We start from the raw sequence: 24,533 nt of genomic DNA, 5'->3' as shown, positions 1-24,533 counted from the left end.
TCCTCACGTGTTGGACTGGATTGTCATCAGTTCGTCGCTGACAATCAGATCCGCTTCTGTCGATGCCTTGATTTCATCCACTGTCCAGCCTTCGGCGATTTCGATCAGCTTCAGACCTTCCTCTGTTATGTCCATAACGGCACGCTCGGTGATGATGCGGTCGACGACGCCTTTTCCTGTGAGCGGGAGACGGCATGCCTTCAGGATTTTCGGATCACCGTGCTTATTCACGTGGTCCATGATGATGACGACTTTTTTGGAACCGTGGACGATATCCATCGCCCCGCCCATGCCTTTGATCATTTTTCCGGGGATCATCCAGTTGGCGAGATCACCGTTCTCTGCGACTTCCATCCCGCCTAAAATCGCAAGGTCGAGGTGCTCACCGCGGATCATCGCGAACGATTCGGCACTGTCACAGTAGGCGGCCCCGATGGAAGCGGTGACGGTTTCCTTTCCGGCGTTGATCAAGTCCGGGTCGACTTCCTCTTCATACGGAGAGCGTCCGATGCCGAGCAGCCCGTTTTCCGACTGCAGGACCACTTCCTTATCGGAATCAATGTAGTTGGCGACCATCGTCGGCATTCCGATTCCAAGGTTCACATAGTAATCGCTTTCAATTTCCTTTTCAGCACGTCGGGCAATCAGTTCCCTGACTGCCGCTTTATCCATTTCTACGGCCATAATAGCCCCTCCTTTTTGTTATGCGTGAGTGCGTACGGTCCGGCGTTCGATGCGTTTTTCCTGCTGTCCTTCAATGAGTCCCTGTACGTAGATGCCCGGCGTGTGGATCTGATCGGCATGCAGTTCGCCCGGCTCGACCAGCTCTTCGACTTCGGCGATCGTGACCGCACCAGCAGCGGCCATCATCGGGTTGAAGTTGCGCGCCGTTTTGTTATAAATGAGGTTGCCGTGCTTGTCTCCCTTCAGGGCACGGACGAGGCTGACATCAGCGGTAAGTCCGGTCTGCAGCAGATAGTCCCTGCCGTCGAAGGTGCGCACTTCTTTTCCTTCGGCGATCGGTGTTCCGACGCCTGCCGGTGTGTAGAAGGCCGGGATGCCGGCGCCGCCTGCGCGGATGCGTTCGGCGAGCGTTCCCTGCGGCGTGAGTTCGACTTCCAGTTCGCCTGCGAGCACCTGACGTTCGAATTCCTTGTTTTCGCCGACGTAGGAGCCGATCATCTTATCAATCTGTTTGTTTTCCAAAAGCAGGCCGAGACCCCAGTCGTCGACCCCGCAGTTGTTGCTGATGACGGTGAGATGCTTCACGTTCGATTCGACGAGTGCCAAAATGAGATTTTCCGGGATTCCGACGAGTCCGAATCCTCCGACCATAATCGTTGAGTGATCTTGTATGTCCTTAACAGCTTCCTGAAATGATGTGTGAATGTGTTTCATATTGGTTTCCACCCCTTCCACTCTTCTACATGCAAGTTTCATGCCAACTTTTCAAACGCGGTACTAAAGGCATCTGTTTTTTTGATTTCCGGATTTATGGAAAAACTGATTCGTTATTCATGAAAACCCTTACAAAATGGCATAAAAAAACCCATTCCGGATTTCCGGAACGGATTCCTGAAATCTGGAATGGCTTACAGGTCGTACTTTTTCACTTTGTCATACAGGCTTGATTTGCCGATGCCGAGGCGGTCGGCGGCTGTGCACTTGTCACCGTCTGCTTCTTCGATCGCGCGGAGGATCGCCGTTTTTTCCGCTTCCTCGACGACGTCCTTGAGCGTCTGTCCGGCGCGCTGGCCGTTTCCGGATGATGACAGATAATCCGGCAGATCTCGGTAACGGATTTCCCCGTCGTCGGTCATATGAATGGCGGATTCGATGACGTTTTCCAGTTCACGGACATTCCCCGGCCAGTCGTGTTTGTTAAAAAGAGCCTCCACGTCCGGGGCGAGCGTCTCGACCCGTTTGCCGGTCCGGTCACTGAGCTTTTTCAACAAAAACTTCGTGAGCACCTTGATGTCGCCTCGGCGTCTGCGGAGCGGAGGAATATCGATCTGGACGACATTGATGCGGTAGAAGAGATCCTCCCGGAATTTGTCCTCCTTGATAAGCGCTTCGAGCGGCCGGTTGGTGGCAGCGATGATGCGGACGTCGATGGCCTGCGGCTTCTCTGCGCCGACCGCTTCGATTTCGCCTTCCTGCAGGGCACGGAGGATTTTCACCTGGGCGTGGAGCGGCATGTCGCCGATTTCATCAAGAAACAGCGTGCCGCCGTGGGCGAGCTGAAATTTGCCCGGCTTACCGCCTTTTTTCGCTCCGGTAAATGCCCCTTCCTGGTAGCCAAACAGCTCCGCTTCGATCAAATGCTCCGGGATGGCCGCACAGTTCACCTTGATGAACGGCTGCTGACTCCGCTCACTCAAGTGATGGATGCTGTGGGCGAACAATTCCTTCCCTGTCCCGCTTTCGCCGCGAACGAGCACCGACACGTCGCTGTAGGCGGTTTTGCGGATCTTTTCCTTGACCTGCAGCACTTCCGGTGAGGTGGTGATGATGTCATGAAGCGAATACTTGGCACCGTTCACGTGCTGCATCTGGCTGCGGTACGTCTCGAGCTCAAGCAGGAGGTCCTTGATGTGGGTGTTCATGATTTTCCATTCATCGGTATCACGGAACAGCACCATGCCGAGGGCACCGATCACCTCGCCGTCCTCCTGGAGCGGAATCCGGTGGGCGATCATATAGTCGCCACGGATCTTCTGGAGATCGGCCATCTCCTCCCCCCCGGTGTCGACGACGATGTGCATCCGCGTATTCTCGATCACTTCGGTGACGTGGCGGCCGGCGATCTCTTTTGGATCCACTTCCAAAAACCGGCCGTAGCTTTCATTCATATAGGAAATCCGGCCGTCCCGGTCGACGACGACGATACAGTGCTTCACATTGCCAAACAGCGTTTCCAGCACATGATTGCGCTCCTCAAGCATCGATGGCATCCTGGGTCACTCCTTTACTATGATAACGTTTTCAATAGTCGCTACTTTGAGTCTATCAAAAGAGTCCCGTAGTGGCTAGATACCCCGCCTCCTTTTTTTACTATGATAGGATGGGAAAAGGAGGTGTTTGATATGGATTGGTTGTGGAGCTGGATGGCCTTATCTTTGGCCGTCGGTGCCTTTTATACAGCGGAACAGGCGAAAAAAGAGAATAAGAGGTTGAAGGAGCGGTTGGACCGTCTGGAGCGGGAAAGAGACGAGGACCATTCCTTATAATAGGTTATACTCTTCCTATGTTTTAGTAAAAATAACAGCTTTTCCTGAAATAAACATGGGATATGTAAAAGCAAATACCTTTATCATGCAATAATATAGATAAAAATACCCAAAAAGGAGTGTGAGGCCCTCTAAAAAGAAGGAAAACCAAGAGACTGCGTGCATCCAACATTTCAGCCCGGGCCAGTCAGAGAGAGAACCGGGATAAACTAGAAGGGTTACGAGGTGGTTGTCTTGGTTTATATCGTATGGGCAGAAGCCCTGATCATTGTCGTATTCGCCGTGATGATAATGAAAGATTTGTTCAAAAGAAAAACCGTGGCCACTCCATCAGCAGACGACGCCCCGAAAAGAAGCGGTCCCCCATCGAATCATCCTTACGTCCAAAGAAGCCTCCGGGTCGATGTACCCCATGTCGAAAGTAAAATCATCATCATTGATATCGATACCAAACGGTTCAAAGCCTTGAACCAGAAATACTTTATCGGCTACATCGAAAACATCAGCCTCACCGGATTGAAATTTTCATCACCGTACAACATCCCCATCCAGGAGAACATCACCATTGCGCTGCACTTTTTCTTGAACGACGAAGAGTTTGACCTGCAGGCCCGGATGGCCCGGAAACACGAGGAGTTATCAAGCTCCGCCGTTGTCTATGGGGTGGAGTTCATCGAAATCAGCGAAAAGAACCGGGAGCGCCTGGCGCGCATCCTGTATCAGCTGCAGATTGTGAAAAATAAAAAGGCACTCTGAATAGAACAAGCCCCCGGACACCCGGAGGCTCTTGCCTACTTCTCTTCGCTCAGTTCATAGTTTTCGAGCATATGGATCCGCTCCATCATCGTCGGATGTCCGTAGCGCAGGTATTTCACAAGCGCCGGTGGATCGACGTCACTCAAACCGTTGACGGTGAGCTCCTGGAAGGACCCGACGGCCGCTTCCGTATCCTGTGTCATCTCGATCGCATAACGGTCGGCATCCGCTTCCGCATTGCGTGATATCGCAAGCTCCACAGGACTTGCAAGGAAAGAGAGCAACGTCAGGATCAAATAAAACATCGGCAGACTGGCAATGTCGGACACTTTCGTGAAGCCGAGTTTTTCTCCGTAGCGCCGGACGCTCCACCGCAGCAGATGATAGGTCGCCAGCAGGCCAAGGAAGGTGGCGAAGATGGCCCCGGCAAGATTCCAATACAGGTGGTTCATGACGTAGTGGCCGATTTCATGCGCCATGATGAAAAGCACTTCGTTTTCCTGAAGCCGGTTCAGGGTCGTATCCCATAAGACGATGCGGAGATTGGATCCGATGCCATTCACATAAGCGTTCATGCTGTTCGTTTTCTCCGACATGTTCACTTCATAAACACGATCAGCAGGAATATCCGCTTCATCGGCGAGTGTGAGAATTTTTTCCTCGAGCTGTTTGTCCTGCAGTTCACCGAAATCATTATACAGCGGGTCGATGACGACCGGCTGCAGGTACATCATGAAAATGAGAAACGGGATCATCAGCAGCCAGGCGATCAGCCACCAGCGCTTTTCGAATTTTTTCATGAGGAAATATAAGACAGTAATGAGAACGGCCATGATGAGCCAGCCGATCCAGAAGCTGATCAGCTCATCGCGCATCCAGCTTGAAAAGCTCTGGGTGGAAATGCCGTACTCCACCGACAAGCGCCGCTTTACGTAATCGATCGGGAATAGCAGGATCGATGTCAGCGTCGATAACAGCAGCACAAACAACGGAATCTGGATGATGCGGAAGCGTGACACCTTCTCCCCGAACTGCTTGAAGACGATCGACGCGCCGAAAATCATCACACCGAGGTAGACGATCCACTCCAACGGCTCGCCGAGAAAGGAGAGGAAGTTCTGATAGGTCGAGTATTCCTGACTGAGTTCAAGCTCCCTTGCGGTCATAAATGTCGCCGGATCGGCGGCGGTCCCTTCGTATTCCGGAGGCACGCCGGGGTTTGCCCACTGGAAAAAATACAGGCCCAGCACCAGACTATAGAGGCCGTAGAGAATAAACGTCCACGTGATAAATTTTTTCTTCACTGCCTGCCCTCCCTGACATACGCATTCGTCATAGTGTACGAGCCCGTCCGCCCGCTTAGAACGTTTCCTTCAGGATCAGATGCATCAGATGATCCGGAATTTCCAGCAGCGACTTTTTAAGAAACGACGGCTTCACCTCATGCAGGGACAAATCATCGAGAGCCATCCACTGATAGATAAGACGATCGCCTTCTTTACCGGAAAAAGGACCGGTCCTGAACTGTGGCTCCTTCGTTTCCAGCGCATAGTAAAAAGCCACCTCATGAAGCGCTTCCCCGCGGTGAGGGAAAAAGCTTTCGGCAATCCAGACCGTACGCTCGACCTCGACCTCCCAGCCGAGTTCCTCCCTCATCTCACGGATGATCGTATTCATCGAATCCTCGCCGAGCTCAATGCCACCACCCGGCAGGGACCAGTGGGCATCTTTCTTTTGTTTATGTAACAGCACATGCCCCTGCTCGATCAGTATGCCGGCGGCGCGGTGATTGAAAAACCGGCCGTCGCTGCGGAATCGTACATCCATCCGTCTGCCCCCTTTTTTCGTTAACAAATCCCATTCCTATTACTTACGCCGGACGGGGGCGGGAGTCCTTTATTTTTTTGGAGCAGCTGTGACTTAAATGAATATAAGGATTTCCACCTATTCAAGGATATATGGGTAAACAGAAGGCCGGCTGGTGCTCCCCTCCCTTTTTATCAGCATATAAGAAAAGTTCCCAAAAAGGACTTTAAGACGGAAGATACTGTTTTGGAATAAAATCGTTTATTATTAGTTGCTTTCCCAGGGTTGTCTGTCTCAGGTAATCCATGAATAATTAGATGACAGAAGTGTGGTTTAGAAGAGGAGGTGATATAACGTGAACTTTATAAAATATGGTGTCTTTCTTTTATTCGGTTCTTTTGTTCATTACAGTATAGTGATGATGTACAGCCAATGGCTCATGTTGCAGAACTTAGAGACTTTGGGGAGTGGCGGACCGATGGAGGCGCATGTCTTCACTGGCTTTCCCATGATATTCAGGACCGAACTCATCGTCGCAGCTGTACTGCTTGTCCTTGGTACCTACCAGATGTTGAAGAAAAATCGTTCGTAAAAAACCGGAGCAGCTTTTTGTTAAGTCCCCCACTTTCCGGGACTGAATCAATGTATCTTCCGGTTGTACAACAAGGAAGAATATCATGAAGAACTCTAACAGGTTGGAGATACGTTTACATAAGTTCAGATACAATAGCACTCATCATGACTGATGTTGCTGCTGTAAGAATGAAAGAATGCAGAACCCCCGGAAGCAGGTCGCTTCCGGGGGTTTCTCTTTACCAGATCTGTTCCACATATTCCGGGTGGTCGATGAACGGGTTGCGGTTGCCTTGATAGTCACTGAAAATGATCTCGTTCCGGTTACGCTCAAAGCTGTCGACCGGATCGCTCTCGTGCCACTGTTTCAATGTGGAAAGCTTCCCTAAGTATGGACCGCTCGTACCGGTGTAATCCGCAATTTCAAGGTCCAGTTCGCCCTGATCGCCTTCGTAGCGGACGGCCATATAGAAAATCATCCGGGCCACATCCCCTTTGACCTCATCACGGGGCTCCCAGGAGTCACTGTCTGAATACGTATCCGGAGCGTCGGCATAAGCGGATCCGCCATTATCAAAATCTAGGTTGCTGCGGGCAGAGTTCACCGATACATCGGTCGGACGCAGGTGATGAATGTCGGTGCCGGCTCCCATGCTTGTGCCGAAATCGCCGTGGGACTTCGCCCAGACGTGCTCGCGGTTCCAATCATCGACATACCCGCCGTTGTCATACTTGGACATCGAGTTCCCTGTATACAGGAGCAGGACATTGCCTGTGTTGCTCGGATCTTCATCAGTATGGCGAAGCGCATCCCATACGTCGGAATATGTAAGCTCATTGTGATCGTCGATGACGTTGTGCAGCTCCTGCTTCAATGCATCTCCTGTTAATCCATCCGCACTGCTGTAGTAGTCATCGGACGTCGAGCCGTCTCCGTCCCCGCTCCCGGTGTCGCCGCCGCAGTCGCCGGACGTTTTGGCGATCGAGCTTACGTATTCGACGCCTTCATGGCCGAAGTAGGCATCACGGGTGCCGTCCACGACGATTTTTTCACCCATCAATCCGGGGTTGTTCTGAAGTCCCCATTCATAGCGGTATTCAGAATCCAACTTGACCAGAATCATGTCATTCATATCCGTTTCACCGGCGTCATCCGCAAGCGCAAGAGCATAATTGGAGGAAAAATCGTTCTGCTCCACGGTCGACTGGGATACCGGTACGCCGACGATGTACCCTTCAACAGTCACATCGGACCCGTTGGACGTCTGCATCGCTTCCTGGACAGACAGGTTTCCAGCGGCGCTTACAGCTGGCCCCCCGGTAAAAAAGACAAGACTAAAGACAATCAAAAATAATTTCTTCATCATGTACACTCCCTTGTTTGTCATGTGGCCTTACACCGCTTCTTTCCATATCGACCTTTGATTTCCTGCCTGAAACCGTGAAGTTAGCACGATTCTCACAGAGCGTTAACATCCGCTTCATAATGAGGACCTCCGGCGCATGACGTCCGAATCAGATTTCTTTTCTCCTGTCATAGGAACATCACGGGTACATATGTATAAAGGGTAAGCCATTGATTCCAAGGAGGAGATGTTCACATGAGTGAAAAGCGCAGCTCTAAGGAAAAAGACGGCTTCTTCAAGCAGGTGGCCAAAGAGGCCAACAACATTGTCCACCAGACGATCGATTCGTCCGGGAAGGTCATCAAATCGATTACCGGTGAAGGCGGATTGATTGGCAAAACCGTCGATTCATCGGGGAACATCATTAAAAAAGCGTCCGAAAAAAGCACCGAAGCCATCGACAAAACGGTGGATACGTCCTCTGAAGCCTTCAAGAAAGTGAAAAATAAAACGTTCCCCCGCAAGGATAAGGAATAACCCCTGACCCGCCGGCTTTCCGGCGGGTTATTTTTATTTTGTGAAATAGTGAGCAAAAGGGTTGTATTCTTCTTCGATCCGTCTTATAATACAATTACAGTTAACATGTGAAGTATTTCACATGAGCTTATAAGGAGGATCTATTCCATGAAGATTGCAGTAATTGGAAGTACCCACGCAGGAACCGCTGCGGTGACGAATATGGCGACCATGTATCCTGAAGCTCAGATTACCGTTTATGAACGAAACGATAACGTCTCCTTTCTATCCTGTGGACTCGCTCTCTATGTCGGCGGAGTCGTCGAAGACCCGCAGGGACTCTTTTATTCTTCTCCGGAGGAGCTGCAGAAGCTCGGCGTTACGATCCGGATGCAGCATGACGTGAAAGCCATTGATGCTGAAGCGAAAACGATCTATGCTGAGAACCTTGTGACCGGTGAACATCTCACCGATTCCTATGATAAATTAGTGATCACGACCGGATCATGGCCGGTGACACCGCCGATCGAAGGCATCGATCTTGAGAACATTCTGCTTGCGAAAAACTACAACCAGGCGAATACCATCATTGAACGGGCTGCACACGCTGAAAAAGTGACCGTCGTTGGAGCTGGTTATATCGGTGTCGAGCTTGTTGAAGCCTTTGAAAAAGCAGGCAAAGAGGTGACATTGATTGATGGTGCCGACCGGATTTTGAACAAATATCTGGATGAGGCATTCACATCCATCGTCGAAGAGGACTTCATAAACCGCGGCATGACGTTAGCGATGAATGAAACCGTCCAGCGGTTTGAAGGCAGCGACGGCCAGGTCGGGCGTGTGATCACGAACAGCAGAAGCTATGAGACCGATCTTGTCATCATGTGTGTCGGGTTCCGTCCGAACACCGATCTTGTCAAAGGAATCGTCGACATGCTCGATAACGGTGCAATCATCGTCAATGAATATATGCAGACGAGCCACCCTGATATCTTCGCAGCAGGAGACTGCTGTGCCGTGACGTACAACCCGACTGGAAAACATGCCTATATCCCGCTCGCAACGAACGCGGTCCGTATGGGAACACTCGCCGCCCGTAACATCATGGAGCCGGTCATGCCCCACGGAGGCACCCAGGGTACATCCGGGCTGCACATTTACGACTACAACATGGCATCCACAGGGCTGACAGAAACATCTGCTCAACTTTTAGATGTTCATGTGAAAAGTTTCACAATAGAAGATACTCACCGCCCGGCGTTCATGCCGACAGCGGAAAATGTGAAGCTGAAAGTGACGATCGATCCGGAAACAAGGAAGATTCTCGGCGCCCAGGTGCTGTCCAAAGCCGATGTGACGCAGTCCATCAATACGATGAGCGTCTGCATTCAGGCCGGGATGACGATCGACCAGCTTGCTTACGTCGATTTCTTTTTCCAGCCGCACTTCAACCAGCCGTGGAACTTCTTGAACAAGGCGGGACTTGAAGCGCAGCAGGATTACAACCGAACACCAGCCCTTGTCTAATAAACGAAACCCCCGTGCCCATTCACGGGGGTTTGATTTATTTATGTACGGATCGCGCTCATACAAGAATTTTTTATAACATCAGTACTAACTAAAGATGATAATGAGAAAGAAGAAACATGAAATGGTCAGTACGTGGGCCGAAAACATGGACCACCTTCTCCACCCTCGGCTCCGCAGGGAATTGAAAATGCCAAGGACGATGGAGGAGAAGAGAGCTGTAAATATAACCCACACGGCGTTCCCTTGAATGTCTCCCACGATTTGAGTGAGCCCGATCGTAGCACCGCATAAAGCAAAGAACAAACCTAAAAAAATAAGAGAAGTCCAGAAGCTTTTCTTATCCAACTCCTTGACCCATTCTTGAGCCACAAGAAAATAGAAGTCTTCATCTTCCCGCTTCTCCTTTTTAGATACAAAAGCATTGATAGCCTTCTGAGCTGCTTTGTGATTCATTTTATCAGTCAGGTCATGATAATTCTTGTCTAAGTAGTTATTCTCTACTAGCATTTCCTCTAAAAATTTCATGTTTTTGACCGTTTCTTTGTATGGTTTCTTCTTTCTATTCAATATGTTCCTTTTTCGAACCATTAAATGAGTAAAAAATCGAAGAGTCGATAGGATCATCGTCCACAATGCACGAATGAAATAACGCTTCATCATATATAGTCACCTTCTTTCTGTCGGTTGGCTTCAGGAGTTTTTTCTTCATCTACCTACATTTAATTACATTGGAATATGGGGATCCTCTTCATACACATCATCCCCCACCTCCGCTTCATATGCGGCCCGGCGCATCGCTTCCGTTGGTTTGGTTACTGTATCGCTTCGTAAATCGATCATCGTCTCTCCCCTTTTTCTTCTATTGTATAGAAGGATCTGACAAAAGGAAAAGACGGCCGTGTCAAAAAACAGTCGAAAATCGCTTCAAATCGCCGAGTTTTCAATAAATGTCACTTGCTGTGAAACGCTTCCACGTGCGATACTCTTTTTTATGGTTATACATTAAAGAAAGAAAGGACATTAAAAAAGTGGAACAGTTGACGCAACTTTTTAAAGATATAAACAGTGTTCTCTGGGGACCTGTCATGCTCGTCTTCCTTCTCGGAACCGGTGTATGGCTCACCTTCCAGCTCCGCTTCATCCAGGTGCGCTTCCTTGGTAAAGGCTTCAAGATTACCTTCGCACCGCTTTTCAAAAAGGAAAAACAGGAAGGCATCCATTCATTCAAAGCGCTCGCCACATCGATTTCTGCGCAGGTCGGAACCGGAAACCTGGCTGGTGTCGCCACAGCGATCGCTGCCGGTGGACCCGGTGCGATTTTCTGGATGTGGATCAGCTCGTTCTTCGGCATGGCGACGATTTTTGCCGAAGCGGTCCTCGCCCAGCTCTATAAGGTAAAGAAAAATGGATCCGTCCACGGTGGTCCGGCCTATTACATCCGTGACGGTCTTGGCAGCAAGTGGCTGGCCGGCTTTTTCGCTGTAGCCATCATCATTGCGCTCGGCTTTGTCGGAAACATGGTGCAGTCCAACGCGATCGCTACAGCGATGAATCAGGCGCTGGATGCCTCCTCGTTCGGTCTCAATCTCGGTCTTGGTATTGTGATTGCTATTTTAATCGGTCTTATTTTATTCGGCGGGATTGACCGGATTTCCACCTTTGCCGGAAATGTCGTACCCGTCATGGCGCTGTTGTACATCGGCGGAAGCCTCGTCATTATGGTGCAGTACTGGGATCAGGTGCTGCCGATGCTGCAGCTGATCGTACAGGCTGCGATTAGTCCGGAAGCCGCTGGCGGTGGTGTACTCGGTGCAACGGTGAAAGAAGCGATCCGTTACGGCATTGCCCGCGGCTTGTTCTCGAACGAAGCGGGTATGGGTTCCACCCCGCACGCCCATGCCGTCGCTCAAGTGAAGCGCCCGTCCCACCAAGGGCTGGTGGCCATGGTCGGTGTATTCATCGATACCGTGATCATCTGTACGATGACCGCCCTCGTCGTCCTTGTAACCGATGCCCATAAAACAGGGCTTGAGGGAAGTGCGATTACGCAGGAAGGGTTTGCCCGCGGACTCGGTGAATTCGGTATTCCGTTTATCGCGATCTGCCTCTTGTTCTTCGCCTTTACGACGATCCTCGGCTGGGCCTTCTTCGGAGAGGTGAACGTGAAGTTCCTGTTCGGGGAAAAAGCCGTACCGGCATACCGTGCGTTCGTGCTGCTGTTTATCGTCACAGGAGCCGTCGTCCAGGTGGAATTCGTCTGGCAGATGGCCGATACGTTCAATGCATTGATGGTGGTTCCTAACTTGATCGCTGTCCTTGCCTTAACGAAAATCATCAAAAAGACGTGGAACAGCGACCGTCTTCACTCCTGAAACAGAAAAAAGCCAGCCTGATGCCGGGCTGGCTTTTTTTCTATCCTCAGTGCGTTTGCTTTTTTCTTCCGGAACGCATGTGATAAAATGATTCTGATTTGGCTGGATCCTTTCGTGTGCTGTTTTTTGGTCGAAACTCGTATACGAAAAGGGGTCCTTCCAAGTCACCTTCACATGAATAACGCTCCATTGTATATCCCTCTTTCTATAACCGCTTTCAGTTAAGCTTTTCTTTCTTCCAGTGTAGAATAGGCTGCAGATGATTGATCCTCCGCTTTGCTTGTCCAATGTTCTTCAATTTCCTCGAGTGTTTTTCCTTTCGTTTCCGGAACGAGCTTCCAGACGAATAGGAAGGAAAGGACACACATCACGCCGTAGAAACCGTAGGCGACGCCTGCACCGATTTCAAGCAGCGACGGGAATGTGGATGAAATCAACAAGTTACTTCCCCAGTTCGCTACAACGGTAATCGCCATGACCTGTCCGCGAATCTTGTTCGGGAACAATTCCGATGCCAGCACCCAGACGAGCGGTCCGAAGGAAAGGTTATAAAAAGCGACGTACAGCAGAATGAACAATAATGCGCCAAGTCCAAGTGAATCAGCGAAGGACAGGGCGGATATCCCGAACATCCCCACACCCATACCGACCGATCCGATCAGCAGGAGCGGTTTTCTTCCGACTTTTTCAACAAGCAACAGCGCAATCAATACGAAAATGAAGTTGACAACACCAATCAGAACGGTCTGCATCATCGATCCGTCTGCCGATGCTCCCATGTTGGCGAAAATACGCGGCGCGTAGTACAGGATAACGTTGATACCGACGAACTGCTGGGCAGCAGCCAGTAAAATTCCGACGATGACGACAAGCTTGCCGTAGGAAAAGACGCGTGCTTTCTTCGTGCCTTCCTTCTGAACGGTTTCTTTGATCTCATCGAAGATCGCTTTCGCCTTTTCTTTTGAGCCGTTGACCTTCGTTAAAATATCCATCGCTTTTTCGTCTTTGTTTTTCAAGATTAAGTAGCGCGGTGTTTCCGGTACTAAGAATAACAATCCGAAAAATAACAGCGCAGGGATGGCTTCAGAAGCGAACATATAGCGCCAGCCGATATCATGGATCCACGCGGTACTCTGTCCGGCAGCAATCCGCCAGTTGATGATATAGACGACGAGCATACCGAAAATGATGGCCAGGTTGTTCAGCGTCACCAGCTTGCCGCGGATCTTGGCCGGTGATGTTTCACTGATGTAAAGCGGTCCAAGACCGGAGGCCAGTCCGACACCAATCCCGCCGATAATGCGGTACAGGTTAAACATAATGAAAAGTCCGATGGATGGATCGCCTTTCGTGAAAAATAAAAATTCAGGATACGCCGAAAGCAGAGCGGACAAAAAGAACAGGACAGCGGCTGTAATGAGGGAATTCCTCCGTCCGATGCGGTTGGAAAGCACTCCGCTGATCAGTCCGCCGATGATACATCCGAATAAGGCACTGGAGACCGTCAATCCCTGGAACAAGCTGTTCAGGCCTAGACTGTCGATGAAATACACCTCAAGCGACTGCTCCGCACCCGAAATGACAGCCGTATCATATCCGAACAACAACCCGCCTAAAGCAGCGACGACAGATAAAAAGATCATATACTTCAAATGCTTTGTCATAATTACGTGAACCCCACCTTTATACGTAATGTGATATAGACAGCGCTTTCAAATTTCAAGTGGCTGTCAGCCTTTGACCTCTGCGCCTTCCCACTGCTTCAATTTCTTAAGTGACGTCTCGTAATAGCCGGTGACCACATCCAGATAATCAGCGCCTTTGACCGGTGTGAACGGATCCGGTCCTGCAGCGGTCATTTCCATGATGATCGGTCCTTGATAGCCGATGTCATCGAGTGCCTGAACCTGCTCTGCCAGATCGGCGCTGCCGTTTCCGACAGCCTGTCTGTTCGAGTCGGCGATGTGATAGACCCCAAGCTGGCGACCGGCTGCCTTCAACGCCCCGGCCGGGTTCTTTTCTTCAATATTCATATGGTAAGCATCAAGCAGCACCTTCAAATAGGAGCTCCCCACCGATTCAATCAGTTCCAGGGCTTCTTTTCCTGTAACGACCTGGTGGTTTTCATACCGGTTCAAGACTTCAAACACCACTTCCATGTTGTGGTCTTCCGCTTTTTTCATAATTTCAGAGGTGCTTTCTACAAGAAGCTGCCAGTCCTTCTCTTCGTCGCCGCTGCCGCGGACTTTCCCGACGTCACCATGCAGGCAGATTCTGTCCGCACCGAGCTCATCGGCCCAGCTGATCAGATCCAGGAAGTATTGGACCGCTTCCTTTCTCACTTGATCTTCGGCACTGGATATATCGACATTGTCCGGGGTGATGGATAAAATTTTAAGCCCGTACTGGTCGAGAACACCCTTCAGCTCTTTCGGGTTCCGGGAGACATCCCCCTGTACTTCCACGCCGTCCACCCCTATATCAGCAGCAAGGCGGCACTTCTTATCAAAATCGATCTCTCCAAACGTCCATAAACACAAGCCGTAATCTCGATACATTGGATTCCTCCGTTCTATAGTTCCCGTCTGTTCTATGTAAGACGGGCGGTTGATTCCCGTTCGATCAGCGACGGGGTGAGTACCAGCCGCTGTACGATTTTTTCTTCCTGCTCCTTCTTATTAAGGAGCTCTTCGACGAACAGCTCAATCGCTTTTTCCCCCATTTTCTGAGCCGGCTGGCCGATCGTCGTCAGCTGCGGATCGGTAACCTGGGCAAGGATGCTGTTATCAAACCCGATGACGGATAAATCCTCCGGCACCTTCAGCCCTTTTTCCTTGGCTGCCTGCAGAACGCCGACGGCCAGAATCTCGGTGGATGCAAAAATGGCTGTAGGAGCGCTTTCCTGTGACAGCAGATCAAGCGCCGCTTGTTTACTTTCGGCAAGCGAATGGGGAGCATAGCGTGTGAACGCTTCCGTCATAGGCACGCCGCAGGCCTGGAGGGCTTCTTTCAATCCATAAAAACGCTGTTTGATGGACGGTACATCTACATCCTCCATCAAGGCCGCCACCTGTTTGTGTCCAAGTTCAGCCAAGTGAGTTCCTGCATCATAGCCGCCCTGAAAATCATCCACCATCACCGAATGCGCTGGAAACTTAGGGACGTCCCTCGTCAGCAGTACAACAGGAACTTCACTTTTCTTCAGCTTGTTCAGCGCACGGCTGTTTTTCAAGCCGGTGGCGATAATCATGCCGTCGAGGTATTTTTGCTGCAGCATCGTGATATATTCCTCTTCCTTATCCGGATCGTTGTCTGTACTGCAGATCATGACGTTGAAGCCTTTCTTCCGGCCGCTGTCCTCCACGGCTCTCGTCACTTCCGCCATGAACGGATTGGAGATATCCGGGATGAGGACACCGATCGTCTTCATTGCTTTTTGGACAGAAAGGACGACACTCGGCTTATAATCGAGCGCCTTGATGGCGTCGTATACCCGCTGTTTCGTTTTTTCGTTAATGTTTCCTTTTTCATTCAACACCTTGGATACGGTGGAAATCGATACGCTGGCTTTTTCTGCTACATCATAAATGGTGACTTTCATTATTTGCTGCCCCTTTCTCTCTGCTGCCTGAGTGAGGGCAGCTTATGGTTAAACGAGTGCTGGTTTTGGTATTTGAACAGGCTGATTCGTCTGGACGGATTCAATACAGGCAAGCGCAATCTTCAGTGCCCATCTGGCATCTTCAGCTGTCGCATAGGAAGGATGCTTGTGTACGACACCGTCGACGAAGGCCCGCAGCTCTTCTACATACGCCTCGAACAATAAATGCTGGTCATAACGGCTTGTATCATAGCTGACTCCGTCCTTATTATAACGTGTCATACTGGATTCGCGGATGCCTCCGGCTGTAATCATCCCGTCAGATCCGAAAACTTCGGCTCTGACGTCATATCCATACACAGCCTGGAAGCTTGCTTCTGCTGTTGCAATGGCGCCGTTATCAAACTTGATCGTCGCTACGGCTGTATCCAGCAGGCCGCTTTCCTTAAGGTCAGGACGGACAAGCGCATCAGCGGCCACATAGACTTCCACCGGCTGCGCGCCCGGGTTCAAGTAGCGGAGGGCGTCAAAATCGTGGATGAGCGTCTCCAGGAAAATCGTCCACTGCGGCTTCGACTCTGCTCCCTGAAGCTCCGGATCCCTCGTATTCGATTTCAGCAGCTGTGGTGTACCGATGTGACCTTCCGTTATCTCCCGGTGCGCAGCCCGGAAACCTTTTTCAAAACGACGGTTGAAACCAACTTGAAGGAATGTTTGATGCTCATCCGCCGCCTGAACGATTTCATCCGCTTCCTCCATTGTAATTGCCATCGGCTTCTCACAGAAAACCGCTTTCCCATGGCGGATGGCAGCAAGAACATTCGCAGCATGCGTTTTTGCCGGAGACACGATGACAACAGCCTCTACTTCAGGGTCCTTGATCAATTCCAAAGGATCGGTGTACACCTTCGCTGTTGTATTCAGCGTGTGGACAAGCTGCTCTGCTGCGTTGGGTACCGGATCTGCAACCGCATACAATTGTGCGCCGGGTAAACGCTGGGCTATGGTTTCTCCGTGAAAGGCCCCCATTCTTCCTGCTCCGATCAATCCAATGTTCAATGTATTCAAAACAAACGCCTCCTAGATAAATAAAATTTAGGAAAGAACTTTCCTTAACTTGGATTGTAAACCTTTTCATAAAGCTAGTCAAACAGAATTTTAAATTGTTTGAAAACTAAAAGTTTTATTAAAGAGCAAGAAGATTCGTTTAAATCAAGGGATAAACAACAACACAAGACGGAATATGTTTCATGAGGAAAGTTCTTTCCTTTTTTATGTGAATGTTTCCTAAGACATCGTTCATCACCCCTCCACATAAAACGACAAACCCGTGTCCTGTGACCAAGGATTTGTCGTTTCTTTGTAAAAATCGTTAAGAATGCAGGAATTCCCTTCTTACGCTCCGTATAACTGGTAGAGTAGAGAGGAGTGAAAATCATGTCTTTATTTTCAATCATACTCATGCTTCATATTGCCGCAGGGTTTACCGCGCTCACCGTATTCTGGATTCCCCTCGTCACGAAAAAAGGCGGCCGTGCGCACCGCAAAATCGGCTGGGTATACGTCTGGGCCATGTATACAGTCGCGGGCAGTGCGCTGTTCATGGGGTTGTACCGCCTGTTTATCGATCAGGAAAGATCATCAGCCGAACAGGCTTTTTCCTTTTTTCTTTTGTTTATCGCCGTCTTGAGTGCAGCGACAGCCTGGATGGGCATCCGTGTACTCCGCTTCAAACGCCGGACAGACGCTCACCGCAACCCTTATGATTTGGGGATATCCGGTCTGCTCGTCATCATGTCCCTCGTTACTATGGTGGTCGGCTGGATCGATAATTTTGCCCTGCTGAAATTTTTCCCGATCCTGGGCCTCGTGCTCGGATGTGGTCAGCTTTCCTATTGGCTCACCCCTCCCAAAACAAAAATGCACTGGTATTTTGAGCATTACGGAAACTTGATCGGCTGCTCAATCGCCACCATTACGGCTTTTGTCGTTTTTGGTGCTCCAAGATTATTGAATATCTCAAGTGTGAGCATCTGGCTCTGGTTTCTGCCGGCGGCAGTCCTGACTCCTCTGATTTACAGCTTCAATTTCTATTACCGCAGGAAATTCAATCTTCCAAGAGTTAAAAAGTCAGCCTCTTAAACAGGTACTCACGAATGACGTTAGCATTAGACATTTTTTTCACAGAACCGATGGAGAGAACGTTTGAAATTCATACACATGTGGAAAACAGCCACTAACGAAAGCAGTTACCCACAATTGTCCACAGACTTATGCACAAACCTTGTTAATTTTCTGATATTCACAGGCTCCCCTTAGATATAAACAGGTTATACACAGATTTTATCCACATATTCACATGGCTGATGGCTATATGGTATCGGAATATATGTTCCCTACCATATATGACAGTTATCCAGAACTCTATACACAGGCTGTGGATAATCATATGTTGAACAAAAGAGAAGAATGTCGATTCCTGACCATAAAAAGAGTACCTTCACAACGAAGGTACTCTTTTTCATGATTTATTCCTGTGAGCCGAGGGTAATGGATGTTGTCTGCTGCTGTCCATCACGGTAGTAGGTGATTTCCATCTCTTCGCCAGGATTTTTCTCATTGTACAAATACTTTCTGAGGTCAATGATATCCTCAACTGGTTCGCCATCAAGAGCGGTAATGACATCAAGTGGCTCCAGTCCGGCTTTTGCGGCTGGTGACATCTGCCGGATGCTGCGGATGTAAAGGCCGCCTTCCACGTCCTCAGGAAGGTTCAACGTATTGCCCCATTCGGATGTCGGCACTTCATTCAGGCCATAGGCTTCAATGCCGATATAAGGGCGGTCGACCTGCCCTTTCTGCTCCAGCTCATCGATGATCGGCTTGGCTGAATCGATCGGAATGGCAAAACCGATCCCTTCTACAGAGGACTGGGCAATTTTCATCGAGTTGATTCCGATCAGCTGTCCTTCGATATTGATCAACGCCCCTCCACTGTTTCCGGGGTTGATGGCGGCGTCGGTCTGGATGACTTCCGCCTGCCAGTCTTCCAGGCCGTCTCCGTTGAAATCCTGCGGAATGGCCCGTTCTTTTCCGCTGATGATGCCCTGCGTGACGGATCCGGCGAAACTCAAGCCGAGCGGGTTCCCGATAGCAATAGCCGGTTCACCGACTTTCAGATCTTCAGAACTGCCAAGCTCAGCCACCTGCTCCACCTGATCCCCCGGCATTTTCAATACTGCGAGATCTGTGAAGACATCGCCGCCGATCAATTCGGCTGTGATCCTTGTTTCATCGGCGAGAACGACTTCGATTTCACTGGCGCCTTCAATAACGTGGTTGTTCGTTACCACATAAGCGGTCCCGTCTTCCTTTTTATAAATGACACCGGAACCGACGCCTGCCTGTTGGGAGGAATCCTCTGCGCCTTCCTGCCAGAAATTCTCCCTCGTCTGCAGATTGACGACGCCGACAACCGTCGGTGTGACCTGTTCGACGACATCGGTAATCTGTGTCGTTACATCCACAGATACACTCTTCGTATCGCCGGTCAGGCCTTGGTTGTCCTCCACAAGGCCGCTTTCATCCTCCGGAATCGTCATATCGTATGGAAGCAGCTCGGTCTGAACGAGTGCCGGGAGAGCAAGCAGGACGAGCACAGCACCCAGAACACCTCCGACGATGGTCGGCATGACCCAGCGCCTGCGGGTTCTTTTCTGCTGTGTCTGGGGTGAATGGTCATCGTAATAACCCACTCCGCTTCACCTTACCTTTCCTTCGTTCCTATGAACTTCAATAGGTATTGTTCCCTTATGTTTAACTAAATCAAACCTTTTAAACCTCAAAAATCGGTGTGGCTTCAGCGGGATCAGTATCATACAGCGCTACTTTCGTGCCCAGCTCGAAACCACGCTCCTCAAGAATGTTGGAGACGGACATCCGGGCTAAGTCCTTCATATTGTTATCCAGACTCAGGTGGGCCAGGTAGATCCGCTTCGTCTGATCGGTGATGATATCCGTCAAGGCAAGCGCGGCATCTTCATTGGAAACGTGCCCGGAATCGCCGAGGATCCGCCGTTTCACATTCCAAGGATACCGTCCCATCCGAAGCATGCTGACATCATGATTGGATTCAAACACATAGGCGTCGGCGCCTTCCACTGTCTTTTTGATGCGCTCCGACACGTAGCCGAGGTCGGTGACCAGCGCCACTTTTTTCCCGTCCTGATGGAACGTATAAAACATCGGATCCGCCGCATCATGGGATACCGCGAAGCTTTCCACATCGATGCCCCCGAATGTCTGCACTTCCTCCATTCCGAAAAGGAACTTCTGGTCCAGAGACAGCTTGCCGATCTGCCCTTCCATCGCCTGCCACGTCTTCTCGTTGGCATAAACAGGCAGGTTGTAGCGGCGCGCCATGATGCCGAGCCCCTTAATATGATCACTGTGCTCGTGCGTGACGAGGATCCGCGACAGCGATGCGGGGTCGATGTCCACCTGCTCCATCAACCCTTCCATTTTTTTGCCGCTCAAGCCGGCGTCCACCAAAATCCGTTCGTCCCCTGATTCAATAAAAAACGCGTTCCCCGTACTGCCTGAAGCCAGTACACTAAAGCGTAAGGTCATGATGTAAGACACTCCATTTAATTGTTTTCACTTTCTTCGTTCTCCTCTGTCGTACTTTCTAATGGATTTTCCTGCAGATTGTACGTTTGTAACTCTTCTTCGATAAATTCTCCTTCTTCGACATCAATGACGCCGCCCGACAAAGCATAGACAAAGTGGCTGCGTTCTCCATTGACGGTCACTTTCCAGGCAGGGGCAAAGACCTGCTCCCCTTTTTCCTCACTCGGTTCAACAAAAATTTCTGTGTAATACCCGATGCTCATCGAGGTCACTTCGTCTCCGCTCTTCAGCATCCCCTGGTTACGGAGATTTCTCATTGCACTGAGGGGCGCTATAACCGCCCCGTCCTGTTCGGAATCAATGATCATTTCCCCTTCATTGAACGCAAGCATCGTCGCTACATAACCGGTAATCTCCCCGTCCTCAATCGAGACGAGCAGGGATCCGCTGTTATTGAAGTAGATCGTCCGGTCGTTGGCTTTCTGGAAAAACAGCGCTGCTCCTTTTTCTTCATTCCATCCCCAGAACGAATACTGGGAATAGAACGGCACGAGCGCCCGGACTTTTTCGATCAAATTATCCTTTGTGACAGGAACCGGCTCGTCCAGTTCGACTTTCAGTACTCGGTTTTCATTCAGCACTTCGACGGTCTGGTTTTCTTCGTCCATATCTTCGATCTGTCCAAGAATTTCATCAGAGAACGTGCTGCCTGAGGACTTGATCGTCGACACTTCTCCCGGCTCCTGCGGGTTGGCGTCATCGGCGATCGTTATGCCATCTTCTTCAAGCTCGGTTTCAATATTTTCTTCAGCTGTTGAAATCTGTCCCAGAACATCCTGCGACTGTTTGGTGATAAACTGCTGCAAGAGGAAAAGGTCGAGAATCAAGAAGCTGAGGATGAACAACAATTTTATCTGGCCCCACTGCATTCGTTATCCCGCCTTCCTCTTAAGGTGCCGCGTCGCCATTCGGCATCGGCTCTTCCTTGAATAATGGTGCCCAGCTTTCGGATTCCGTTTCGATATACCATTCCGGTATCAAGTTGTACGCCAGATTGTTCGTCTGCTCTTCCAACGTGTAGCGAATCCCGATATTTTTGATGCTGTTGAAGTCATACGTGTTGGAATTCTGTACTTGATTAATGACTTCATCGACAGACTGCAGTTCAGCCATGGAATCTGTTTCATACGGCGTCCGTACGAACTTGATCAGCGGCCGGTCGTAGCTTTGGATGTCACTATCCTCATACGTCATGGATATCTGCGCGAACCCTTCTGTAGCCTCGTCTTCCATGACCGGGAATTCATTGAAATACATCCGGTATTTCAGTTCATCCAGCCCGGTGGATAAGGATTCGATCCTGAATTCATTTGTCCAGCCAAGATGACTGTTGATGTCCTGCACACTTTTCGTCAGCAGGTCATATTCGGTCATCCCGGATTCATTGATACTCTTCGTTGTTAAAAATAGAAACTCCATCAGCCGGTCATCCATTTTCTGATCCAGCCTCCGGTCATTCGTTTTCGTCCGTTTGATTCCTTCTCCCGCCTCATAGAAGATGGTGCTGGATGGCGAAGGGAACAAATCATTCTGCAGCGGTGTGACCGGCACAGCCGTCGTCTGCAGGACGACCTGAGGCACAGAAATATCATCCTTCGGCAGATAGATATGATTGGCGCCGGTATTCGCGGCGTCGACGGCCGGCATTTCATCGGCAAGACGGACAATTTCCGTCAGGTCGTTCCGATCTTCGAACGCCTTCAGTGCTTTGTCCCCTGCACTCGCATTGACACTTGCCTTCAAGGTGACTTCATCCCCCTGGCTGCCGGCCTGGACGAACCAAAGCTCATAAGTAGAGGAAGAGCGTTCCTCATTTTGGATAAGGAATACCCGTTCAAAATTCTTATTGATATTATCAAGAATGACATTGTTGTTGACGGTAAACAGGTCTTTGATCACTTTTAACGGAAGAGAGGTCGGAAAAATGACTTCTACGCCTTTTTCGATCGTATTCAGATCGATTTCACCGGGTGTTGTATCAAAATTGGATAACGACCATTTTTTGAATTGGTCATTAAAGCTCGTCTTTCCATTCGGTTCAGGAAATGTGAAGTGTCCTTCATTTTCATGATAGACGACCAGTTCAGGAATCAATAACTCGGAAAGATCCTTTTCGGTGCCGAGGCCTTCCAGCTTGTTGTCGGCTGTGCTTCCACCCTCTTCCAACGTTTCCGAAGCCGGCTGGTAACTCCAGAGGGCGACGGTCAACACGAGACTGAAGGCAATCAGAATAACGAGAATGATTGACTTCAACGTTTCTCTATTCATGATTTATCCCTCCGCTTCTGACTCATGAGCGGGAGGGTAAAGTAAACGGTTGTTCCTTTCCCTTCACGGCTTTCCGCCCATATTTTCCCGTGGTGGGCATCAATTATTTCCCGGGCAATTGCAAGACCAAGACCAGTACCGCCCATTTCCCGGGCCCTTGATTTATCTACACGGTAAAAGCGGTCGAAGATTTTATCGACCGTATCCGGCGGCATCCCGACGCCTTCATCGGTAATGCTGACACGCAGCTGTTTCCGCGTTGAAGAGGCTTCAAAGGTAATCCGCCCGCCTTCCGGGGAATACTTGATGGCGTTGGAAATCACATTATCCAGCACCTGGGTGATTTTATCCTTATCGATCCATACATGCATCTTTTTCTTCGTCAGGCTGCGGACGAAGTTCACTTTATCATCCTTGTTCATTTCAAAGCGCTCGATAATGCTTTCATAGAAGCTGACGAATTCCACCCGTTCTTTCATAAGGGTCGTTTCTTTATGATCCATTTTCGTCAGCTGGAGCAGATCGTTGACGAGCCGGATCATCCGGTCCGTTTCATTCTGGGTGACATCAAGGAAGCGCGGAGCGATCTCCGGATCCTGCCATGCTCCATCGTTCAGTGCTTCGATGTAGCTGCGCATCGTCGTCAATGGTGTGCGGAGTTCGTGGGAAACATTGGAAACGAATTCGCGGCGCTCCTGCTCGACGCGCTGCTGCTCGGTAACATCACTGATTACCGTGATGAATCCGTCCATTTCATTGTTTTCATCCTCCACCACCGAGAAATTCGCTTTCAATAACAGATGATCATCGTCGTTGCTCAAATCGATAATCATCGAGTTGGTTTCTTCGACTTCGTCCATTTCTTCAATCTGGTCGCTCAAATCGAGCACATCGATGAGCGACTGCCCCTGGATATCCTCAAAGCGCTGGCCGACCAACTTGGAAGCCGGCGCGTTCATTAAAATTATCGCGCCCAGCCGGTCCGTGGCAATGACGCCGTCCGACATGTTGGAAAGCACGGAACTCAGCTTCCGCCGCTCTCCTTCGGTAGTCGCCTGAGCCAGCTTCAATTTATCATTCATATCGTTGAACGCATGCCCCAGTTCGCCGATTTCATCATTTCCCCGGACATTGACCTTCTGGGAAAAGTCACCCGTCGCCATAATCTGGGCCTGACGCTTCATTTCCGTCAGCGGCTTCGTAATGGTCCGGGCCACCAAAATCCCGAGCAGAGCCGTTACGACGATGGCTAAGACCGTCCCTTTGGCAAAAATACTGCTGATCTCCTGCATCTGTGTCGAGATTTCATCCCCGTAGATTTCATAATGGAGAAGACCGAGGACTTCCTCGCCCGTTTCATCGGTGATCGGGCGCGTGCCTACATACACGCGGTCATTGCTGCCCTCTTCCCGCTTGAACTTCGGTTCGGTCGCCTCACCGATAACCAGCACGTTAGTCAGCTGGTAATCCGTGACCTTTTTTCCGATATCCGATGAATCATCCCGGTTGCCGACCGAGGCGATGATGTTGGAGTTGCTGTTCAAAATCTGCAGTTTGCGGGGATTGATGCTCTGCGTTTCTTCTATAAAGTCACTGATCAGCCCCTGCACTTCATCCTCCAGTGTCGGGCTGTCTTCGTCCCGTTCGGCGTTAAACGCATTCTGCAGGCTGAAAGTCAGAGAATTCAGCTGGTTATCGATGGAACTGGTGAAATTGCTTGTCAGCTGATTATCAAGCTGACCAACAAAATAGGCCCCAATCACTTGGATGCCTAATAATAAAAGCAGTATATAAACAACAATCAGCTTCAGCCGGACCGACTGAAAGAAACCCACTTTCTTCATAA

Annotated in this window: 23 protein-coding genes and 1 pseudogene; 7 read left to right on the top strand and 17 right to left on the bottom strand. The window is 50.0% G+C overall.

What is annotated here, in order from left to right; genetic code table 11:
- Positions 1–3 precede the first annotated feature (3 nt).
- The 3 genes from ACXAJH_RS07730 to ACXAJH_RS07720 all read right to left on the bottom strand — a co-directional run bounded on the left by ACXAJH_RS07730 (position 4) and on the right by ACXAJH_RS07720 (position 2,954).
- Positions 4–684, bottom strand: a complete 681-nt coding sequence (locus ACXAJH_RS07730) for a 3-oxoacid CoA-transferase subunit B (protein ID WP_474993527.1) — start codon at positions 682–684, stop codon at positions 4–6.
- A gap of 18 nt (positions 685–702) precedes the next feature.
- Positions 703–1,398, bottom strand: a complete 696-nt coding sequence (locus ACXAJH_RS07725) for a CoA transferase subunit A (protein WP_474994114.1) — start codon at positions 1,396–1,398, stop codon at positions 703–705.
- 194 nt (positions 1,399–1,592) lie between these two features.
- Positions 1,593–2,954, bottom strand: coding sequence for a sigma-54 interaction domain-containing protein (locus tag ACXAJH_RS07720; RefSeq protein ID WP_474993525.1), 1,362 nt, complete (start codon positions 2,952–2,954; stop codon positions 1,593–1,595).
- A 132-nt stretch (positions 2,955–3,086) separates the two neighbouring features.
- On the opposite strand from ACXAJH_RS07720, the gene ACXAJH_RS07715 reads away from it, so the two are divergent.
- Together ACXAJH_RS07715 and ACXAJH_RS07710 are read left to right on the top strand one after the other, a co-directional pair.
- A complete protein-coding gene (locus tag ACXAJH_RS07715; RefSeq protein ID WP_474970658.1) occupies positions 3,087–3,230 on the top strand; it encodes a LapA family protein in 144 nt (47 codons plus the stop codon).
- Positions 3,231–3,464: 234 nt separating this feature from the next.
- Positions 3,465–3,986, top strand: coding sequence for a PilZ domain-containing protein (locus tag ACXAJH_RS07710; protein WP_474993523.1), 522 nt, complete (start codon positions 3,465–3,467; stop codon positions 3,984–3,986).
- Between the two features lie 35 nt (positions 3,987–4,021).
- Here ACXAJH_RS07710 and ACXAJH_RS07705 read toward each other — a convergent pair whose 3' ends face one another.
- Together ACXAJH_RS07705 and ACXAJH_RS07700 are read right to left on the bottom strand one after the other, a co-directional pair.
- A complete protein-coding gene (locus tag ACXAJH_RS07705) occupies positions 4,022–5,290 on the bottom strand; it encodes a M48 family metallopeptidase (protein ID WP_474993521.1) in 1,269 nt (422 codons plus the stop codon).
- Positions 5,291–5,345: 55 nt separating this feature from the next.
- The gene (locus ACXAJH_RS07700; protein WP_474993519.1) at positions 5,346–5,813 is read right to left on the bottom strand and encodes an NUDIX hydrolase; all 468 of its coding nucleotides are present in this window, start codon (positions 5,811–5,813) and stop codon (positions 5,346–5,348) included.
- Positions 5,814–6,147: 334 nt separating this feature from the next.
- Here ACXAJH_RS07700 and ACXAJH_RS07695 point away from each other — a divergent pair, with 334 nt between their 5' ends.
- Entirely contained in the window at positions 6,148–6,384 is a 237-nt protein-coding gene (locus tag ACXAJH_RS07695) for a hypothetical protein (RefSeq protein WP_160890064.1), read from the top strand.
- Positions 6,385–6,604: 220 nt separating this feature from the next.
- Here the strand turns inward: ACXAJH_RS07695 and ACXAJH_RS07690 are convergent, their stop codons facing one another.
- Positions 6,605–7,729, bottom strand: a complete 1,125-nt coding sequence (locus ACXAJH_RS07690; RefSeq protein ID WP_474993517.1) for an endonuclease — start codon at positions 7,727–7,729, stop codon at positions 6,605–6,607.
- Positions 7,730–7,966: 237 nt separating this feature from the next.
- Here ACXAJH_RS07690 and ACXAJH_RS07685 point away from each other — a divergent pair, with 237 nt between their 5' ends.
- Complete coding sequence (locus ACXAJH_RS07685; protein WP_474993516.1) at positions 7,967–8,248, top strand: hypothetical protein; 282 nt, start codon at positions 7,967–7,969, stop codon at positions 8,246–8,248.
- Positions 8,249–8,395: 147 nt separating this feature from the next.
- Complete coding sequence (locus ACXAJH_RS07680) at positions 8,396–9,754, top strand: FAD-dependent oxidoreductase (protein ID WP_474993514.1); 1,359 nt, start codon at positions 8,396–8,398, stop codon at positions 9,752–9,754.
- Positions 9,755–9,841: 87 nt separating this feature from the next.
- Here the strand turns inward: ACXAJH_RS07680 and ACXAJH_RS07675 are convergent, their stop codons facing one another.
- Positions 9,842–10,417, bottom strand: a complete 576-nt coding sequence (locus tag ACXAJH_RS07675) for a hypothetical protein (protein ID WP_474993513.1) — start codon at positions 10,415–10,417, stop codon at positions 9,842–9,844.
- 72 nt (positions 10,418–10,489) lie between these two features.
- Positions 10,490–10,597, bottom strand: a pseudogene (locus tag ACXAJH_RS07670) (beta-eliminating lyase-related protein); the annotation flags it as partial.
- 188 nt (positions 10,598–10,785) lie between these two features.
- Between ACXAJH_RS07670 and ACXAJH_RS07665 the strand changes: the two are divergent.
- Entirely contained in the window at positions 10,786–12,129 is a 1,344-nt protein-coding gene (locus ACXAJH_RS07665; RefSeq protein WP_474993511.1) for an alanine/glycine:cation symporter family protein, read from the top strand.
- A gap of 221 nt (positions 12,130–12,350) precedes the next feature.
- Here the strand turns inward: ACXAJH_RS07665 and xylE are convergent, their stop codons facing one another.
- The 4 genes from xylE to ACXAJH_RS07645 form a co-directional block, all read right to left on the bottom strand.
- Entirely contained in the window at positions 12,351–13,793 is a 1,443-nt protein-coding gene (gene xylE, locus ACXAJH_RS07660) for a D-xylose transporter XylE (protein WP_202411455.1), read from the bottom strand.
- A gap of 66 nt (positions 13,794–13,859) precedes the next feature.
- A complete protein-coding gene (locus tag ACXAJH_RS07655) occupies positions 13,860–14,687 on the bottom strand; it encodes a sugar phosphate isomerase/epimerase family protein (RefSeq protein ID WP_474993510.1) in 828 nt (275 codons plus the stop codon).
- A gap of 32 nt (positions 14,688–14,719) precedes the next feature.
- A complete protein-coding gene (locus tag ACXAJH_RS07650) occupies positions 14,720–15,730 on the bottom strand; it encodes a LacI family DNA-binding transcriptional regulator (protein ID WP_474970112.1) in 1,011 nt (336 codons plus the stop codon).
- Positions 15,731–15,778: 48 nt separating this feature from the next.
- Positions 15,779–16,798, bottom strand: a complete 1,020-nt coding sequence (locus ACXAJH_RS07645) for a Gfo/Idh/MocA family oxidoreductase (protein ID WP_474970113.1) — start codon at positions 16,796–16,798, stop codon at positions 15,779–15,781.
- Positions 16,799–17,167: 369 nt separating this feature from the next.
- On the opposite strand from ACXAJH_RS07645, the gene ACXAJH_RS07640 reads away from it, so the two are divergent.
- Positions 17,168–17,872: a DUF2306 domain-containing protein gene (locus tag ACXAJH_RS07640; protein WP_474993508.1), complete on the top strand. Its 705-nt coding sequence runs from the start codon at positions 17,168–17,170 to the stop codon at positions 17,870–17,872.
- Between the two features lie 386 nt (positions 17,873–18,258).
- Here ACXAJH_RS07640 and ACXAJH_RS07635 read toward each other — a convergent pair whose 3' ends face one another.
- The 5 genes from ACXAJH_RS07635 to walK form a co-directional block, all read right to left on the bottom strand.
- Positions 18,259–19,485 (bottom strand): S1C family serine protease, encoded by a 1,227-nt coding sequence (locus tag ACXAJH_RS07635; protein ID WP_474970115.1) that lies wholly within the window; start codon positions 19,483–19,485, stop codon positions 18,259–18,261.
- A 79-nt stretch (positions 19,486–19,564) separates the two neighbouring features.
- Complete coding sequence (locus ACXAJH_RS07630) at positions 19,565–20,359, bottom strand: MBL fold metallo-hydrolase (protein WP_027955913.1); 795 nt, start codon at positions 20,357–20,359, stop codon at positions 19,565–19,567.
- Positions 20,360–20,376: 17 nt separating this feature from the next.
- On the bottom strand, positions 20,377–21,288 hold the full coding sequence (gene yycI, locus ACXAJH_RS07625; RefSeq protein ID WP_027955912.1) for a two-component system regulatory protein YycI: 912 nt from the start codon (positions 21,286–21,288) through the stop codon (positions 20,377–20,379).
- 19 nt (positions 21,289–21,307) lie between these two features.
- A complete protein-coding gene (locus ACXAJH_RS07620; protein WP_474970116.1) occupies positions 21,308–22,687 on the bottom strand; it encodes a YycH family regulatory protein in 1,380 nt (459 codons plus the stop codon).
- Complete coding sequence (gene walK, locus ACXAJH_RS07615) at positions 22,684–24,531, bottom strand: cell wall metabolism sensor histidine kinase WalK (protein ID WP_474993506.1); 1,848 nt, start codon at positions 24,529–24,531, stop codon at positions 22,684–22,686. Before walK ends, ACXAJH_RS07620 begins: the two co-directional genes overlap by 4 nt.
- Positions 24,532–24,533: the final 2 nt, after the last annotated feature.

The organism is Halobacillus sp. ABD4_316 (assembly GCF_056161385.1).
The sequence above is the reverse complement of the archived record's forward strand: the minus strand, read 5'-3'. Positions and strand labels throughout refer to the sequence as shown.